The 18,074-nt window shown below is 41.5% G+C and carries 17 protein-coding genes; 14 read left to right on the top strand and 3 right to left on the bottom strand.

All coding sequences use genetic code 11. The annotated features are described in order from the left end of the window. Positions 1–75 precede the first annotated feature (75 nt). The 5 genes from VB077_RS14305 (at position 76) to VB077_RS14285 (ending at position 5,310) form a co-directional block, all read left to right on the top strand. On the top strand, positions 76–429 hold the full coding sequence (locus VB077_RS14305) for a DUF1540 domain-containing protein (protein ID WP_323415933.1): 354 nt from the start codon (positions 76–78) through the stop codon (positions 427–429). A gap of 244 nt (positions 430–673) precedes the next feature. Then, the gene (locus VB077_RS14300; RefSeq protein WP_323415932.1) at positions 674–1,834 is read left to right on the top strand and encodes a M48 family metallopeptidase; all 1,161 of its coding nucleotides are present in this window, start codon (positions 674–676) and stop codon (positions 1,832–1,834) included. A gap of 83 nt (positions 1,835–1,917) precedes the next feature. Then, complete coding sequence (gene kapD, locus VB077_RS14295) at positions 1,918–2,550, top strand: 3'-5' exonuclease KapD (protein ID WP_323415931.1); 633 nt, start codon at positions 1,918–1,920, stop codon at positions 2,548–2,550. Between the two features lie 61 nt (positions 2,551–2,611). Then, positions 2,612–2,947 (top strand): toprim domain-containing protein, encoded by a 336-nt coding sequence (locus VB077_RS14290; protein WP_323415930.1) that lies wholly within the window; start codon positions 2,612–2,614, stop codon positions 2,945–2,947. A 44-nt stretch (positions 2,948–2,991) separates the two neighbouring features. After that, a complete protein-coding gene (locus VB077_RS14285) occupies positions 2,992–5,310 on the top strand; it encodes an ATP-dependent DNA helicase (RefSeq protein WP_323415929.1) in 2,319 nt (772 codons plus the stop codon). A 24-nt stretch (positions 5,311–5,334) separates the two neighbouring features. On the opposite strand, the gene cysK is transcribed toward VB077_RS14285, so the two are convergent. Then, on the bottom strand, positions 5,335–6,267 hold the full coding sequence (cysK, locus tag VB077_RS14280; protein ID WP_323415928.1) for a cysteine synthase A: 933 nt from the start codon (positions 6,265–6,267) through the stop codon (positions 5,335–5,337). Between the two features lie 206 nt (positions 6,268–6,473). On the opposite strand from cysK, the gene VB077_RS14275 reads away from it, so the two are divergent. Further along, a complete protein-coding gene (locus VB077_RS14275) occupies positions 6,474–6,923 on the top strand; it encodes an Rrf2 family transcriptional regulator (RefSeq protein ID WP_323415927.1) in 450 nt (149 codons plus the stop codon). 79 nt (positions 6,924–7,002) lie between these two features. Here VB077_RS14275 and VB077_RS14270 read toward each other — a convergent pair whose 3' ends face one another. Both VB077_RS14270 and VB077_RS14265 read right to left on the bottom strand, forming a co-directional pair. After that, a complete protein-coding gene (locus VB077_RS14270; RefSeq protein WP_323415978.1) occupies positions 7,003–9,003 on the bottom strand; it encodes an N-acetylmuramoyl-L-alanine amidase in 2,001 nt (666 codons plus the stop codon). 99 nt (positions 9,004–9,102) lie between these two features. Continuing rightward, the gene (locus VB077_RS14265) at positions 9,103–10,425 is read right to left on the bottom strand and encodes a radical SAM protein (RefSeq protein ID WP_323415926.1); all 1,323 of its coding nucleotides are present in this window, start codon (positions 10,423–10,425) and stop codon (positions 9,103–9,105) included. Between the two features lie 261 nt (positions 10,426–10,686). Here VB077_RS14265 and VB077_RS14260 point away from each other — a divergent pair, with 261 nt between their 5' ends. The 8 genes from VB077_RS14260 to VB077_RS14225 all read left to right on the top strand — a co-directional run bounded on the left by VB077_RS14260 (position 10,687) and on the right by VB077_RS14225 (position 17,942). Beyond that, a complete protein-coding gene (locus VB077_RS14260; RefSeq protein ID WP_323415925.1) occupies positions 10,687–10,938 on the top strand; it encodes a hypothetical protein in 252 nt (83 codons plus the stop codon). Further along, a complete protein-coding gene (locus VB077_RS14255) occupies positions 10,935–11,891 on the top strand; it encodes a metallophosphoesterase family protein (protein WP_323415924.1) in 957 nt (318 codons plus the stop codon). The genes VB077_RS14260 and VB077_RS14255 overlap by 4 nt, the downstream gene beginning before the upstream one ends. A 27-nt stretch (positions 11,892–11,918) precedes the next feature. Next, positions 11,919–13,604: a M3 family oligoendopeptidase gene (locus VB077_RS14250; RefSeq protein WP_323415923.1), complete on the top strand. Its 1,686-nt coding sequence runs from the start codon at positions 11,919–11,921 to the stop codon at positions 13,602–13,604. A 9-nt stretch (positions 13,605–13,613) separates the two neighbouring features. Continuing rightward, positions 13,614–15,104, top strand: a complete 1,491-nt coding sequence (locus tag VB077_RS14245; protein ID WP_323415922.1) for a hypothetical protein — start codon at positions 13,614–13,616, stop codon at positions 15,102–15,104. Then, positions 15,097–15,381 (top strand): EscU/YscU/HrcU family type III secretion system export apparatus switch protein, encoded by a 285-nt coding sequence (locus tag VB077_RS14240; RefSeq protein WP_323415921.1) that lies wholly within the window; start codon positions 15,097–15,099, stop codon positions 15,379–15,381. Before VB077_RS14245 ends, VB077_RS14240 begins: the two co-directional genes overlap by 8 nt. Positions 15,382–15,400: 19 nt before the next feature. Continuing rightward, the gene (locus VB077_RS14235) at positions 15,401–15,700 is read left to right on the top strand and encodes a UxaA family hydrolase (protein ID WP_323415920.1); all 300 of its coding nucleotides are present in this window, start codon (positions 15,401–15,403) and stop codon (positions 15,698–15,700) included. A 19-nt stretch (positions 15,701–15,719) separates the two neighbouring features. Continuing rightward, positions 15,720–16,877: a UxaA family hydrolase gene (locus VB077_RS14230; protein WP_323415919.1), complete on the top strand. Its 1,158-nt coding sequence runs from the start codon at positions 15,720–15,722 to the stop codon at positions 16,875–16,877. A gap of 210 nt (positions 16,878–17,087) precedes the next feature. After that, positions 17,088–17,942 (top strand): MCP four helix bundle domain-containing protein, encoded by an 855-nt coding sequence (locus VB077_RS14225; protein ID WP_323415918.1) that lies wholly within the window; start codon positions 17,088–17,090, stop codon positions 17,940–17,942. Positions 17,943–18,074 lie beyond the last annotated feature (132 nt).

The following is an 18,074-nucleotide window of genomic DNA, read 5'->3' as shown; positions in this document are numbered from 1 at the left end:
TGTATATGAACGGGGAACTTTGCACACACTAGCATTATTAAATCCCCTAGATCGGGTAAATAGGGAGGAATTTTGATGAATAAGCTAAAGTGCAACGCGGTTAACTGTTTATACAATTATGATGCTCTTTGCAGTGCGGAAACAATCAAAGTTCAGGGCGAGCAGGCAATGGGCAGTGGTGCTACCTTTTGCGGGACGTTTAGTTCAAAAAACATAGGAAATTATGTATCTTCAATTACAAATATGAATTATGGGGGCGCTGCAAAACAACTTTTCAACACTGCCTCAATGGAACCCCACGTTTTTTGTGATGCGGTTAACTGTACCTATAATACGAATCAGCTATGCAATGCCGATGATGTTCAAATTCAAAATGAAGTTTCAACATCTGCTGAACAAACAGAGTGTCAAACGTTTTATCCACGCTAAACTTATGACAAAATGTTTTACGGTTGAATTTTGATAGGGCACACCAAACGAAATAACGCATTGGTGTGCTCTATTCTTTTTGAAGGGGATTAAAGGGTAAATTAACTGCCATATTCTGTGAAACTTAGTTATACTAATGAATAGAGATAAAATTCTGCATTAGTGAGGGAGGGATGGACAACTGTCAGCACATCTCAAAGCCTTTTGGCTGATATTATTCATAATTACCGGTGCTTTTAGTTTTTTGTACATTGGGTTTACGCTTTTTCCCGGGCAGCCCGATCCACTAAGCCTCCAACTTTTTGGTGCCGAACAGGTTCAAAGGGGCAAATCATATAGCTCAGTTATTCGGATTTCCAGTATTATTAGCTTATTGCTTCAAGTTTCTTGTCTGGGTTGGTTAATTTTTTCGGGGAGAATACATGGATTGATCCGAGAGGCTATGCGAATTGCCGGAGGGAGAGAGTGGATCACTTTTCTTCTCATCATTATGGGGACATGGCTGCTGCTTAAACTCCTAAGTTTTCCCTTCAGCTTCCATAGCGGTTATATCTGGCAGCACCAATGGGGCTTTTCCACTCAGAGTTTAGGATCTTGGTTTAGAGATGATATCAAAACCTCATTCTTAGATCTTGGATTAACTCTGCTCGGCGGGATACTCCTTTTGGGCCTAATTAAGCATTGGCCGAGAACATGGTGGGTTGTGGGTGGATCTTTTTTTGCGGTCTGGTTGATTTTTCAATCTTTATTATGGCCTATTGTTGTATCCCCGCTGTTTAATAATTTTAGTGAAGTAGAAGATCCTCAACTTGTTGCCATGGTTAACGAACTTGCGGATAGGGCCGGTCTTAAGGTGAATCAGATTATGGTCATGGACGCGAGTCAAAGAACCAATAAGGCCAATGCCTATTTTGCAGGGGTGGGCAGTACACAAAGGATTGTATTGTATGATACCTTGCTTCGAGACTACGATGAAGGTGAAATAAAAGCCGTCATTGCGCATGAAATGGCCCACTGGAAATATGGACATATTCTAAAGGGTTTAATCTTAGGCATACTGGGAAGCTTCATCGTTTGGAGGATTATTTTTTGGGTGTTGAATTCCCTATACCCTAGTGGAAAATATTCACCTGAGGCTTGGCCTGTCTTATTAATGTTGTTGATGTTAATCAGTTTTATCAGCAATCCATTGCAAAATTACGTTTCCCGGCAGATGGAAACGCAAGCCGATATTGCATCCGTCCAACTGACAGGAGACATTCCTTCAACAATTCGCTTACAAAGGGATCTCGCTGTACGCAATCTTTCAGATGTCTCGCCGCACCCCTTTATCACCTGGTTTAGTTATACTCATCCCCCGGCGGTGACTCGAATCGAGTCGATTCTGAAGCTTTCCCAGAAATGAGCAATACATCTTTATCAATATAATCTTTAATTGCAGAGACCTTTGGGGTATGATTAGAGTAATTTGTGAGAGGAAGCGGGAGAATGGCGAAGTTCTTAGTCGTAGATTTTGAGTTTTCGGTACCACGGTCGTATGGAAAACCGAGGGCCTGGTTTCCAGAAATTATAGAGGTAGGAGCGGTTCTGGCGGATAATCAAGGAAACCCGACAGATCAAACTTATAGCATCTTTGTTAAACCGAGAAATTGGCCCCGTTTGGCTGAGGAAAGTTACGCGATAACGGGTATACGCCAAAAGGATGTTGATGGGGGTGTAGATCTGGAGGCTTCCTTGAACGATTTAAAAAAAATGTCTCCTGATAAGGAGACCTGGCTGGTGGCGTGGGGAGATTCTGATAGGAAAGTTCTTGGAAATGTCTGTGAAAATTATGGTTTGGAATATCCCTTTGTTTGGGACAATTATTTGGATTTAGCTGAAGAATATAAAGCTTTTTGCAAGTTGGATAAAAGGGCTTCTTTAAAACGGGCGATTGAGGAAAATGATATTCCGCAAATCGGGATTCTTCATTCTGCTCTGGATGATGCCATCAATGCAGCTCAGGTGATGGCTTGGATGATGAAGAAAGGCTGGGTAATGGAAAGCACTTTTTCCGGTGAAGAAATAGAGAGCAAAGCAGCAAATACTCAGACCGAAAGCAAAGATACCCGTTTGGTCTAGCATAAAAAAGATGATGTTGACAAAGTCTAAGGCATTGGAAGCCATTATAGGAGGGTGAGCTATGGGCAAAGTCATCATTGTCGAAGGAAAAACGGATCGTGAGCAGCTATTAAAAGTTTTAGACGAACCTGTTGAAATCCTTTGCAGCAATGGTACATTAAGTTATGAGAAATTAGAAGAGTGGGCGGAGTGGTTAGAAAGCTCAGAAATATATATTTTGGTGGATGCCGATGATCCGGGGAATAAGCTGCGCAAGCGGATTAATCAAGAGATCCCGGAGGTTCGCCATCTCTATACTCATAAAATGTATCGAGAAATTGCCACTACTCCTTTGGATGTATTGGCCGAGATCTTAGAACATGCTCATTTTGCGGTGAGGGATTTAGAGCTAAATTAGAAAATAGGGTGGATAGTAAGAGAAGGACGGATTAGAGGAAGAGCATGAGAATATCTGTACGCGAGCTTGTTGAATTTGTTCTCAAATCCGGGGATTTGCAGGCAGGTGCGAATGGTCCGTCTCGGACAGTAGAAGGTATCAAGGCCCATCAATTTATTCAGAAGGCTTATGGAGAAGAATACCAGCCTGAAGTCCGGTTGAGCTATACCTATGATCAAAACGGGATGAAACTCGAAATTCATGGCCGCGCCGATGGAATTATTCAAAAAGAATCCGGGGTTTGTATTGATGAGATCAAGTCAACGACGCGTGAATTTGAGCAGTGGGAGGAATCCTTTAGCGAAATTCACTGGGCCCAGGTGAAATGCTATGCTTATATCTATGCGGAACAGGAAAGGTTGGAAACAATCGAGGTTCAACTGACTTATTATCAGCTTAATTCCGGAGAAACCCGCATTTCTACACGTTCGTATTCTCTTCAAGAGCTGGCACGATTTTTTATAGGGGTCGTCGAAAGATATCTTTATTGGGCGAAGAAAATGGAATCATGGACAGAAACTCAGAATTTAAGTATACATGATCTGGTTTTCCCGTATCCTTCTTATCGTTCGGGTCAACGCGAGCTTGTCATTGCGGTTTATAAAACGATTAAGCAGGGGCAGAGATTATTTGCACAAGCACCAACCGGAATCGGGAAGACAGTGGCAACTTTGTTTCCCGCACTTAAAGCGGTTGCCGATGGTTTAACTCATCAAATCTTTTATCTTACGGCAAAGACAATGACCCGAACTGTAGCGGAGAAGACGTTGAGTGATCTACAAAATCGGGGATTAAAGATTAAAAGACTTACCTTAACCGCAAAAGATAAAGTCTGTTTAGCGCCGGATAATTCCTGCGATCCGGAGGAATGTCCCTATGCAAGGGGCTATTATGATCGGGTACGGTTAGCATTGGAAGAAATATTTGAAGAGGACTCCTGGACCCGGACGATAATCGAAGATTATAGCCGTAAGCATTCCGTATGTCCGTTTGAATTCTCCTTGGATTTAACCCAATGGGCAGATATTGTGATCTGTGATTATAATTATGTTTTTGATCCGCGTGTCTATTTGCGCAGACTTTTTCTTGAAGGGGGAGATTATCTCTTTTTAGTGGATGAAGCACATAATCTTGTAGACAGAGCGCGGGAGATGTTTTCGGCCGAAATTGTGAAAGAACCGTTTCTAAAGCTGAAAAAGGAAGTGCAAACTGAATATCCTCAGCTGGGGAAAAGAATACAGAAAGTTAACACTCAATTAAATAAATTCAGGAAGGATCAGACTCAGGATTTTCAAAAGGCTCCGCCTACGGAACTCTATTCTGGTTTGCAACAATTTATCAAAGCGGCCGAACGTTTTTTGCAGGAGGAAAAGTCTGTTCCTTGGAAAGAAGAACTCTTAGACCTTTACTACAATGCGTTGGGATTCTTAAGAACGGCGGAATATTATGATGAACATTATATAACACTCTATAAGCAGGGTCAGGAAGGTTACTCGGTTAAACTTTATTGCCTTGATCCTTCTCTTCTTTTGGCAGAAGCCTTTAAAAGAGGACGGGCGGCTATCCTCTTTTCGGCGACGTTAAGCCCCATTGAATATTTTATGAAAATATTGGGAGGTGAGCCATCTTCGTATAAATTGAGGCTAAGTTCTCCCTTCCCTCCCCAGAATCTTTGTTTAATGCTTCACCCCGGTATATCCACACGTTTTACTCAACGAGATTCCAGCTATGACCAACTTGCTGAAGTGATTGCAACGGTTGCAAAGGCGAGAACGGGAAACTATCTCGTCTTTTTTCCATCTTACGTCTATATGCAGAAGGTTTATGAACGATTTAAAATGCAGAATCAGAAGATACGTTCTCTTGTTCAAACGCAGGGTATGACTGAAGATGAACGGGAAATCTTTCTTTCTCAATTTCAAGAAGATCCTCAGGAGACTTTAGTCGGGTTCTCCCTTCTCGGCGGAATATTTGGCGAAGGAATAGATCTTACGGGAAGCCGGCTTTCCGGTGCGGTTATCGTGGGCGTGGGCTTGCCTCAGATTTGTTTGGAACGAGATTTAATCCGTGACTACTTTCAAACGACCTTGAAACGCGGATTTGAATATGCGTATGTTTACCCGGGCTTTAACAAGGTCCTGCAGGCGGCAGGACGTGTAATTCGCACTGAGAAGGACAGGGGAGCGGTGGTCTTGGTGGATGAACGTTTTGCGCGATCAGGGTATCAAAAACTTTTTCCGCATGAGTGGCAGCCTTTACATTTCGTTTCAAATCTACAGGCGATCGAAGAACAAATGCGTAACTTCTGGAAGGAGACAAACTAATAAGGAGTTATTATATGGTTAATCTCAGTCGGCAAAAAGTGCTGTGGAAAGATATCTTTCACCGGTATCGGGTAGAAGGACAACAATAGTTTTCCCTGCGTTTTCGGGACGATTGGCTAGTTCCATTGCCGCCGAAAGCGCTGCTCCGGAAGAGATTCCGACGAGCAAGCCTTCTGTTTTAGATAGGTCCCGTCCAATAGCAAAGGCATCTTCACTCTTTACTTTGATAACCTCGTCATAAATGGAGGTATTGAGCGTGTCCGGAATAAAACCGGCACCGATACCCTGAATTTTATGTGGCCCGGATCGGCCTTCAGAAAGAACGGGCGAATCAAATGGCTCCATGGCCACGATCTTGATCTTGGGGTTCATAGCTTTCAGATATTCGCCAACGCCTGTTAATGTTCCGCCTGTACCAACACCGGCCACGAAAATATCGACCGATCCATCGGTATCGTCCCAGATTTCCGGTCCTGTTGTTGCTTTATGGGCTGCAGGATTGGCCGGATTTACAAACTGTCCGGGGATATAAGAGTTCGGTATCTTTTGAGCAAGTTCCTCGGCCTTAGCAATAGCACCTTTCATTCCTTTAGAAGCATCAGTAAGCACAACTTCGGCTCCATAGGCTTTTAAGAGGTTCCGACGTTCAATACTCATTGATTCAGGCATGGTGAGGATGACCCGATACCCCCTGGCAGAGGAAACTGAGGCAAGACCGATTCCTGTGTTGCCACTGGTCGGTTCAATGATGACGGAATTTGGAGTGAGCAATCCTCTGGCTTCGGCATCATCAACCATTGCCTTTGCAACACGATCCTTGACGCTGCCCGCCGGATTGAAATACTCAAGTTTAGCCAATAAGGTTGCTTTCAATTGATGCTTTCTTTCGAAATTGGTCAACTCTAACAGCGGGGTTTTACCAATAAGATCTGTTATACTTTTATAGATTTTTGACATAGGATACCCTCCATTTTCAAGTCCATATTTTTAATTCCTATAAAACTAATAGGTTTAATATGGTGGATAAATCGTAACTCTATATATTTTTTTTGTCAATAGAATTATTGCCTGTCCCATAATTTTTAACACGTTTGACAAAGGGTAATATTCATATTACGATATATTATACCGATAAGAATACTAGAGTTTGGGGTGGCACACCTTTGAAGATATCGACGAAAGGCAGATATGGTTTAAGAGCTTTGCTTGATTTAGCGGTTCATTCAAATGGAGAGCATGTTGCGCTGTCGAATATTGCCGAGAGACAAAGCATCTCAGAGAACTATCTTGAACAGGTTTTCTCTTCGCTTCGCAAAGCCGGAATCATTAAGAGTGTAAAAGGGGCTCAAGGAGGATATATTCTCGCGGAGAAGCCGTGCAGTATTAGTGTGGGCAGAATCCTTCGCGTTTTGGAAGGCGATTTATCTGTAGTTCAAGATGAGGATGATCATCCTCAAGATTATTATGAGAGTATCCAATATTGTTTGCAATTAAATGTTTGGGATAAAATGTCTGAGAGTATCAATAATTTTGTGGATTCAATAACGCTTGAAGATCTGGTTCAGGATTATAAAGCATTGCATAATGAAATGGGAGATATGTATTATATCTGAATCGCCACGCGTGGCGCACTAAAAAAACTCCTCATCCTGTTCTCAAGGATAAGGAGTTTTTTTGTTTTTCCGTATATACTTAGGATTGAGGTATAGGGTCTTTATAGTATTTATAGATTCCATGGAAGATAACAGCAGCTACATTTTTATGAAATGTTGGGTTCTGTAAGCGTGCTTCTTCATAAGGATTGGTGATAAAGGCGGTTTCAATTAAAACGGCAGGCATATTTGTATTCGCCAAGACATAAAGGCGGCTTTCCTTAACTCCACGATTCTGAGTTTTGATGGAGTTGGTAAATGCGGTCTGAATACTGTTGGCAAGGTGCATGCTCTCATTGCTTTTGGGATTGCGTGAATCATAAAAAGTGGATGTACCATTGGGCTCAGGATTGGTAAAGGCATCATTATGGATACTTATCAGTAAATCGGCATTGCTGCTATTGGCTAGATTGACGCGGGCCTGTAGATCATTAACTTCAGAATAATCTTTGGCAAGAGATACATCGTTACTCCGCGTCAAGATTACTGTTGCACCCGCTTGTTCTAATATTTTCTTTAACTCAAGGGCAATTGCCAAAGTATTATCTTTTTCATACGTTTGAGTTGGCCCGATTGACCCAGGATCTGGTCCGCCATGTCCGGGATCGACAAGAATAGTTTTGCCCTTTAAGGCAGCAGCCGGATATCCATTAAATGGATCTATTAGAACTTCAGTTGAGGGATCATAGGTTTTCGAGTCTTCGGGAACCGACGGCGGGGTCGTGTTATTGTCACCTCTGGAAGGAGGCTCAGGCTTATTGATTCCAGAAGGAAGTGAAGGAAAATCTCTTAGGTTGTCGGGATATGTAGAAGATGCTTTTCCTTCAATAATCTTTTGTGCCTGTGTGCTAATCACACCTGCTCCACCGAGAATAAAAACATTACCGTTGAGCGTTAAATCTGCCGTGTTGGCAGAGGCGATTTTTACATAATCGGCAGAAACCCAACCGGTATTTGATTGATAGGTCGTTTTATACCACTGATTTTCCTGACCGCTAATGGTAATCGTCTCGCCATGCGGAATGGTAAGGAGAATTGAACCTGTTGTGGAAGGTGTATCTCTGAGCCTTAATCCTCCATTAGCTGTAATCTTCCCGGTTTTCAATGAGGTATCTTGATTTTGTACGGGGGGCTCAACCTTCATATGACCGCGCATCAGAGCATAAACCGAAGGCGGAATATCATTCTTTTCTGAAAGAAGCAGAGGTGCTTTATATTTCGAGGCTAAGACTGTTCCGGCGACCGCATCAGGGAAGGTTAAGCCAGAAGCAAGAAATAAATTGTCAGATGTATAAGAGGACTGCATCGAAGAAACAACCTTCGCATTGGTTTCATAGCGATCCTGACCGCCTAAACGGGTTTCTACCACAAATTTATTTTTGATCAAATTCTCAGAGGGAATAACCCCTTCACCTCCGATGACGATTAGGTGTTGAGGTTTAGTCTTTTGGTAATAGTCGATGACAGAGCCCGGAAGGGTATTGGAGGTCAAGACGACCGGAATTTGTTGAATGCCGGCATAGCTTGCAGCGGATAGGGCGTCAGGAAAATCATCCCCATTGGCAAGGATAAGTGAACTGCTGCTTAAACGCTGAGCGAGGAGAACCGAGGTTTCATAACGATCTTTGCCACCGATTCGTTCTATCTGATCTGAGGTTAATCCGAGTTTCATCAAATCTTTCTCAATGGATGGTTTCAAAACTCCGGTACCTCCAAGCAAGATCACCCTTTGAGGATTTAAACGCCGGAGCTCGCCGATAACACGAGTGTCAAGTGAGTTTCCCTCTGTAAGCAGAATAGGTGCGTTTAAACTAACGGCAAAAGGAGTTGATGCAATCGAATCAGCATAATCGGAGTATTCGCATAAAATGACTGCATTTGCACTTTGCCAACCTTTATTCGATATATCAATAGCCGTCTCAACTCTGTCTTCCCCGGCTAAGCGCTCGATGGGGTAAGCTAAGGGGCTTGCTTGTGCAAATAAGGGTAATATTAAAATCAACGTTAATGAAGCAATTATAGAAATAACTATTTTTTTCAGAAGACCCAATCCTTTCTTATGAATGTATTTCTATGTCGATTATACCAAAACATTAAAGCATTGGGACAGTTAAAACATAAAAAAGAGAAATTTAAACATTTAAACATCTTCACGGCGGTTGAACATGAGAGGGGTTGTTAAGTCGAGTTTTAGTTCTCGAAGGTAATTTCCGTCTTCGCGTTGTTCACGAACTTGATAAGAGATGCCAATTTCTAGATCTAACTTTTTTAATGCTTTTATTCGATCTACGTGAAATTCAAGATAATTATAATCTTGATTGATTTGATAATTTGTAATGTGATTTTTTTTAAAAACATTTAATACCTGGGGAATATCTTGACCGAATACCTTGGCAGACTTAAAAAAGTAATCTTTAGAAGAGAAGTAAAGCGAGTCGGCTACTTGCTGATGATTATTTTGTTTATATATCTGCGCAGTATGTTTGTTTTCGAGAGAACAATACTGTGCACCGAGTTGAAGATGCTGATCAAGAATAAATTCGAGTAATTCCAGACATTCAACCTCACTATGTGAGACAGGCAGACCCCCGGCATACCAATAATCATAAAGCACGCGGTAGGCCGGATTTTTAATTTTAAAGCCTTTTTCTTTAAAGATTCCGGCATTGTTTAATGGAAAACAGAATTCTAAAAGGTTAATACCGAAAATCTCCAGGGCATCAAGTTTTAACAGTAATTGCTTCATCTCTTCTAATGTTCCCGGGATGACAGGCATTTCAACCATGACGCTTGGTATGAATTTTTTTGCTAACTTAATCTTCTCCAAAACGTGTTCTTTCGTTTCTTCGGAATCTTCCATTTTGATGCTGAAACGAATCTCATTGAGGTTTGAGGCCTGGAGTCCATGCAGGGTTTGTTCGTCTAATAAATCCCCTGATGTATATAATCGAGTATAGACACGTGGAAATTTTGAGCGGGCATACTGAAAAAAGTCAAGAGTTTCTGCTTTAAAAAGCAACGGTTCACCCCCGGTTAAACCTAAATGAGTCAGTTTTCCACCGTTTCGATAAAGTGCGTCGAGTTCAGCCCGATAATCTCTTTTCTCATGCAAAAATGTTTCATAATGATCCTGATTTGGATTGAAACAAAAGAAACATTTGCGATGACACTGAAGAGAGATAAATAGGGATACACTCCCAATACCTTTTTGACAAGCTTCACACGCCGGAGAAATCCGGTTGACGACAATGCTTTTTCCGTCATTTCTAAAGACCGCACCTTTAGATTCAAGTCTTTTAAGAATATCAGCAGTCATTAAATCAAGATTATTATCGACATCAAGTCCTGTTTGTTTTACCCAATTAAGATATCCTTTTTCTATATCGATGTAGATCTGAGCATAGTCTTGAAAAACGGGGTTCTTTATCGTCTTGAGCTGCTCTTCGGTTAGATTAATTAGCATTTAAGATACTCCTCATCCATTATATAATTGATATGACAGTTTTTTTGACACTATTTAGATATCTAATTCGTTATTTTGAGTGCGATTCCTTTGTCCCAACTTTACAAAAGGAATAGATTAAATTTGTAATCCGCTTTTGTAGATTTTTATGATTTTAGCTTATTACGGATTTTATGAAGTCAGGCAGGAAATTATAAAACTGAGTAAGAATAACTATATTTTAAGTTTCGGTATAGAGTAAAGTGAAAGGGGAGAACTCGTATGAATAAATTATATAAGATTCTGGGTTTTATCGTGTTTCTTGGTGTTCTTGCTGTCATGGGAACTTTTGCTTTTAGTTTTCTTCTTATTGGTGTGATAACGGCAGGTATAGTCGGATTATATCGGTATTATATCGTGAAAAGGCGTTATAAAAACGGAAAAATCGGACGGACGCCGAAAGGCTATTCATCAGGCGAAATTATTGATATGCCTGTGGAGGATCGAAGTGAGGAAAGAAGAAAGCATGTATGAAGAAGAGCCTAACCAGAATCATTCCTTTTTGGGGAGTGATACTGTTCATTGGGGTCCTTCTTGGAGCGATGCTTCTCAATAATCCAAAAGCGAAAACTGAAAGCGTCTCTGCAAACGCCTCTCAAGCTGACCTAACTTTTGCAGTTCTTGGGGATGTGCATGAAAATACAGAGCATTTGCAGGAGGCGCTCAACGATTTGTATTCGATCAATTCTAATATGGATGCTTTGGTCTTCAACGGTGATACAGTTGATCAAGGGCTGGAAGAACAATATAAAGCAATCACGAAAACTTTGCAATGCAATCAGTCTAAATTACCGGAAACTATAATTAAAAATATTGGGAACCATGAGTTTTTTGATTATACAATTGAGGAAAATACCCCTGCTGAGGTTCAGACATTTATGCAGCGGTATCTTGATTTTGCGGGTGAAGAGAAAGTTTATCATGATATATGGCTGAAAAATTATCATTTTATCTCCTTAGGCTCGGAGGACGGCAATTCCCAGACAAACGATTCGATTAAGGCTTACATCTCCGAGAAACAGCTTCAATGGTTAAAAGTAAAACTTGCCGAAAACTATGTCGTAGGTAAACCCATTTTTGTTTTTCTGCATCAACCCTTAAATACAAACCCGAATTCAGGGTGGGTAGGGTCGGAACAAGGAGATATACTTAACGATATCCTTAATAGTTATCCGGAAGTAATCCTTTTTACCTCACATACCCATGCTGACCTTAGTGCTTCAAGCGTTAATTTAGATCAAGCCTTTACAAAAGTTCATACAGGCACTATTCATTATACGATTGTTCGTCGGGATCCGGGAGAGATTCGGGCCAGAGAACCTTATATCAAAGGCCTTTATGTTGAGGTCACTCATAACACTGTGATCATCAACGGTCGAGATTTCAAAGAGAAAACGTGGATATTCAGTCAGGAAATTACACAGTAAATATTTGCTAGAAGGATGGTAACGGCAATGAAATTTAAAGACTATTCCTACATACGGCCGGATATGTCAAAAATGAAGGTGAATTTTAAAGATTTACTTGATCGTTTTCAACATGCGGAAAGCTTCCCGGAGCAAGATCAAGCGATGGTTGAGATCAATCGACTTCGTGAGAATTTCGAATCCATGTATGAATTGGTACAAATTCGTCATTCTGTGGATACCACAGATCGCTTTTACGAAGAAGAGCAAGAGTATTTCGATGAAAACAGCCCGATCTATGAAGGCTTGATTTCCGAATACTATCGAGCATTGGTTAATTCCCTATTTCGCAATGAATTGGAAGCGAAATGGGGAAAACAGCTATTTCGCATTGCAGAATTAACGCTGAAAACTTTTAAGCCGGAAATTATAGAAAATTTACAGCTCGAAAATAAACTCGAAAGTGAGTATTTAAAACTTATCGCTTCAGCTAAAATTCAGTTTGAAGGGGAGGAGCGAAATCTATCAGGATTGGGGCCATTTCTGCAATCGCCGGATAGGGAGATGCGCCGAAAAGCTAACCGGGCGAAGTATTCCTTCTTTACCGAACATGAGGATGAATTGGATGCTATCTTTAATCAACTCGTTAATGTAAGAACTGAAATTGCGAAAAAACTGGGTTATGACAATTATGTGGAACTCGGTTATGCACGTATGCTTCGCTCTGATTACACTCCTGAAATGGTCGCGCAATTCCGAAAGCAAGTAGAAATGGAGATAGTTCCTGTTGCGACCAAACTTCGTGAGCGTCAAAGAAGACGTTTAGGATTAGACCAACTGATGTATTATGATGAAAAGCTTATTTTTCCCGAAGGTAATGCGAACCCTAAAGGAACCCCTGAATGGATTATAGAAAACGGACGAAGAATGTACAGCGAACTTTCTCCTGAAACCCATGAATTTTTTAACTATATGCTGGAACATGAACTCCTTGATCTTGTTACCCAAAAGGGCAAGGCAGGGGGAGGATATTGTACTTATATCAGCAAGTATCAGTCACCGTTTATATTCTCAAATTTTAATGGAACATCCGGGGATGTTGATGTCTTGACACATGAGGCAGGTCATGCCTTTCAAGTGTATTGCAGCCGAAATTTTGCAGTTCCGGAATATCACTGGCCGACATATGAGTCCTGCGAGATCCATTCAATGAGCATGGAGTTTTTTGCATGGCCTTGGATGGAACTCTTCTTTAAGGATGAAGCCGATAAGTATCGATTTACTCACCTGAGTGAAGCACTTTTATTTATTCCCTATGGCGTAGCAGTCGACGAATTCCAGCATTTTGTATATTCTTATCCTGAAGCAACTCCTGACGAACGTAAAAAGGCTTGGCGTAATATTGAGAAGAAATACCTTCCTTATCGAATATATGGGGACAATGAATATCTCGAACGCGGGGGATTCTGGCATCAACAGGGACATATCTTTAGTTCACCGTTCTATTATATTGATTATACCTTGGCTCAGCTCTGCGCTTTCCAATTTTGGAAAAGATCACGCGAAAATCATAAACAAGCATGGGAAGATTACAATAAGATCTGTCATGTCGGTGGAAGTTTGTCCTTTCTTGAGATAGTGAAAACGGCGAATCTTATTTCCCCCTTTGAAGAAGGAAGTATACATTCGGTTATTGGAGTCATTGAAGAATGGCTGGATAAAGCTCAAGAATAGAGGTTGAGTATGAATATCCAAGGTCTCAATATACCCAACAGTTTATTAAACTTAAATACCAATGAGTTACGTGAGGGACAGCGGGTTTTTATCGAGGTTCAAAGCTTAGAACCGTCCGGACAGGGTGTAATTAATATTAAAGGCAATCTTTTCAATGCCCTCCTGGAAACAACAGCCCAACCGGGTGATAAATTTTGGGCCGTTGTCAAGGAGGTTGGATCTCAGGAACTAATCCTTGCAAGGGAGGCAAAATCCCCCGGCTCAAGCGGAAAGATCTTACTTTTAAATGACTCACCGCAGGTAAGTCAAGAGCTCACCCGATTCGCCGGTCTTAGCCAAGATGTAGCAAAGGCTCTTAATACCGCTAAGAATATCCAATGGAGTACACTCCTAAGTGAAAAAAATGGGATAAGTCAGGAACAATCGAATCAAACGGGTCAAGCTACCCAAGGAGGTCAAGCCACCCAAGGAGGTCAAGCTCCTCAAGAAGGTCAAACAACCCAAGGAGGTCAAGTTACCCAAGAAGGTCAAGCCACCCAAGGGGGTCAAGCCACCCAAGGGGGTCAAGCTACCCAAGGAGGTCAAGCTACCCAAGGAGGTCAAGCTACCCAAGGAGGTCAAGCTACCCAAGGAGGTCAAGCTACCCAAGGAGGTCAAGTCACTCAAACAGCCCAAGCCACTCGAACGGGTCAAACCGACCAAATCGGGAGACTTCCCCAAGCTGCACAGCCCCCGGAATCCGCACAAATTGCCTTGCAGTCAAGAGAAATAAGCATGGGAAAGTTCACTGCAGCAAGTTCTGTTAATCTGTTCGATCAGAGCGTCAGTGATAAGCTTTTGTCCATTTTGCCGCGTTGGGCGGAACTCAATGGAGATAATGGTTTTAAGCAAATTCGTGAGTTTTTAGACAAGTTAGGTATCGGTTATGAACGTAAAATCGCCGAACTGTTTCTGGCTAAAGATAAACCCCCCGAAGAGGAGTTGGCTCGTCTTAAAGATATGATTAAAGCCCAGCTTCTCCAAGAGTCCAATGTTAAAGAAGAATCTTCCTCAACTTCAAAATATCAATTTCTTTTAGAAAAAATAACAGGTCAACAATTATTTTTAAGTGATATGACGAATTCCTATATATGGATAGGTCTTCCCTTAAAAGACAATTCACGTCTATATGATGCAAAAATTGCTCTTCAGAGTGATCGTCAGAAGAAAGATTTAGATCAGAATCACTGCCGAATCGGAGTTTATATGGAATCATTAGCCCTCGGAAAAATTGGTATTGATGCATATCTAATTGAAAATTCGTTGAGCCTGCGCGTTTTGTGTGCAAATCCTCAAGAAGTTTCCGAGCTTGTTCAAGAGTACAAAGGGGAAACGATTGAACGTTTTGCTCACTTGGGATTGAGATTAACGGGGATTGAGGCAGTTTCTTGGAAATCTAATTCAGAATTTAAAAATTTTGTTTCGGGTGAACCACAACAGGGGGTTGACATTTATGCCTGAGGATACAAGATCTGAAAAAGCTGTGGCACTGAGCTATAAAGGCTCAGGAGCACCCAAAGTTATCGCTCGGGGAACTGGGGAATTAGCTAAAAAGATTATTGAGGTCGCTCGAAACGAGGGTATCCCGATCCAAAAAAATGAAACTTTAGTAGAGGCCTTGGTTCAGATCGATCTAAACCATGAAATTCCACCCCAACTATATGCGGCTGTCGCTGAAATTTTAGCCCTTATTTATAAGTTGGACAGCCGAAAGCAACAAAAGTTAAAGAAAACATAAGACATAGAGGTGAGGACAGATGAAAAAACAAGCTGTTGTCATTAGTGCCAATGACAATGTTGCCACAGTAGTAGACGACTTTAAAGCAGGTACCCAAATCCATTTTTTCGTAGGGGATAAGGAACAGTCAGTTGAACTGCTTCAGGATGTACCCCTAGGCCATAAGATTGCGATACATGAGATCCCAAAAGGTGAAGAAATTATCAAATACGGTGAAAGCATTGGTGGAGCAACATTAAATATAAAAGTGGGTGAGTATGTTCATATTCATAACATGGAGAGTCTGCGCGGCCGCGGAGACAAGGAAGGATTAAATTAATTAAAGTGAGGTCTAGCCGATGGAGATTTTAGGCTATCGCCGCCCTGATGGACGCGTAGGAATTCGTAATCATATCGCAATTATTCCGACCGCCGTTTGTTCTAGCACGGTTGCGGCAAATATCGCTGCTCAAATTCCGGGTGCAGTAGCCATTGCGAACCAGCATGGCTGCTGTCAGATCGGGGCGGATTATGAACAGACATTACGGACTTTAATCGGATTAGGAAAAAATCCGAATGTTGCAGCTGTACTTGTGATTGGACTCGGATGTGAAGGAATGCCGATACGCGAGATGGCTTCAGAGATCGCAACTTCCGGCAAGCCTGTTGAGACGCTTGTGATCCAGGAGGTTGGTGGAACGCTGAAGGCTATCGCTGAGGGTTTACGATTAGCGGGAGAATTAGTGCGTAAAGTGGCTCATCTTCAGCCTGAAAAAATGGATATCAGCGAGCTTGTCATGGCGATCGAATGCGGTGGTTCTGACTTTACCTCAGGTTTAGCTTCAAATCCAGCCTGTGGAGTTGCCTCAGATTTGTTGGTCGCAGCGGGTGGAACCTCTATGCTATCGGAAACGACCGAATTCATTGGGGCAGAACATATTCTTGCACGGCGCTGCAGGACCAAGGAAATTGGAGAGAAATTGATCCACTATGTGCAGACCTGTGAAGAAAGAGCAAAACTAATGCATGTTGATCTTCGGGGCAGCCAGCCGACCCCGGGAAATATCGAAGGTGGAATTAGTTCGATCGAAGAAAAATCGTTAGGTTGTATTCATAAAGCAGGTCATGCACCTATTCAAGATGTATTGGCTTATGGCGAGGCCCCTAATGGAAAAGGGCTTTACGTTATGGATTCGCCCGGGCAGGATGTTGAGTCTATTACCGGTATGGTTGCAGGCGGTGCTACTGTTGTAATCTTTACTACAGGACGCGGAACGCCAACGGGTTGTCCCATTGCTCCGGTTATAAAAATAACAGGAAATTCCCGTACATTTAAGATGATGGAAGATAACATGGATATAGATGCCTCGACAATTATCTCCGGTGAAGAAACCATTGCTCAGGTCGGTCGAAGAATCTTGGATTATGTAGTAGAAGTTGCGAATGGACATAGGCCAAAAGCTGAAAGTTTAGGTCATATGGAGTTTGGAATCTATAAAATAGCTCCAACATATTAAATTAGAGATATCACCGGAAAACTGCATATGAGTATTCCCCAAAAAGAACAATCCTTCCTTTTAAGGAATTGTTCTTTTTTGCTATTTTTCTACTTAAATTATAATAGACCATCTCTTTTAAATGACACTGATCGACATATTGGATAAGGTATAATAGAAAAGGAAAAAAATGCTACATTATCACGAACGAATAGAGCAGGGGGATAGTGAATGCGGCTTCGTTCTAAACTAGACATAGGTTTTGGGTTTATACTTTTCCTCATGACATTATGTGTTTTACTATCAATTATGATGATGCGCAGCCAAATCAAAAGCATTGATGAACTTGTCGTGGTTCATTATGAAAAGGTAAGACTAATAGATAGAATCGAAGAGGATTATGCGGGTACAGCCAGGAAAATACGTGATTTGTTATTAGATCTCACAAACACCGATTTTCAAGAAATAAATAATATCGAAGACACCCTCCTAAAAACGGAGCAGATTATCGAGAAATTACAACATGAGGAAGATGATCAGCTAAGAAAAGAATTCCTCACCGAGCTTATGGGTTCGGCCACCGCATATAGATTAGATGTTTTAGAAGTTTCGGAGCTTCTTAAGGCAGGAAAGAGGGAAGAAGCAGCTCGCTTATTTCTAACACCGGAGCAGAATATGATTAGACTAAGCATTGAAGATAAAGGTTTTACTTTTCATAGCCTTGAGTATTCCAAAATGAAAGATTTACTCACGAAGTCTAATCAAACCTACCAGATGACAATCTCTCTAATGCTAATTTTTTTAGCCTTAGCTCTTATTTTAGGAATTGGGGTCAGCCGTTGGTCCGCAAAAGGGGTTAGTCATAGTATTAGAAACCTATCCGAAGAAATTACGCGGGTACGCAAATCAAACGGACAAATCCAACGAATAGAAAAAATCCCCCCCAATGAACTCGAACCCATCGCTCAGGCCTATAATCGACTGGTGGATTCCATCGAACAGCATACCCAACAAGAAGAGGACTTTAAACAAACACTGCAAGAGAAAGCTTTGCTCGAAACGAAGGTTAACGAAATCATGATTTGACTGCTGAAAGCAGTTAAATTTAGTCCTCTATACCTGCTAAAGTGGAAAAATGAGGATAATCCAGATCCAGGTCTTAATGTTCCTACTGAATGACATGTTAGTCGGGGGTATAATCCCCATTTCTTCTTCATC

The sequence above is a fragment of the Desulfitobacterium sp. genome, from assembly GCF_034927245.1.
Classification (GTDB): domain Bacteria; phylum Bacillota; class Desulfitobacteriia; order Desulfitobacteriales; family Desulfitobacteriaceae; genus Desulfitobacterium_A.
This window is presented reverse-complemented; position numbering and strand designations above follow the sequence as displayed.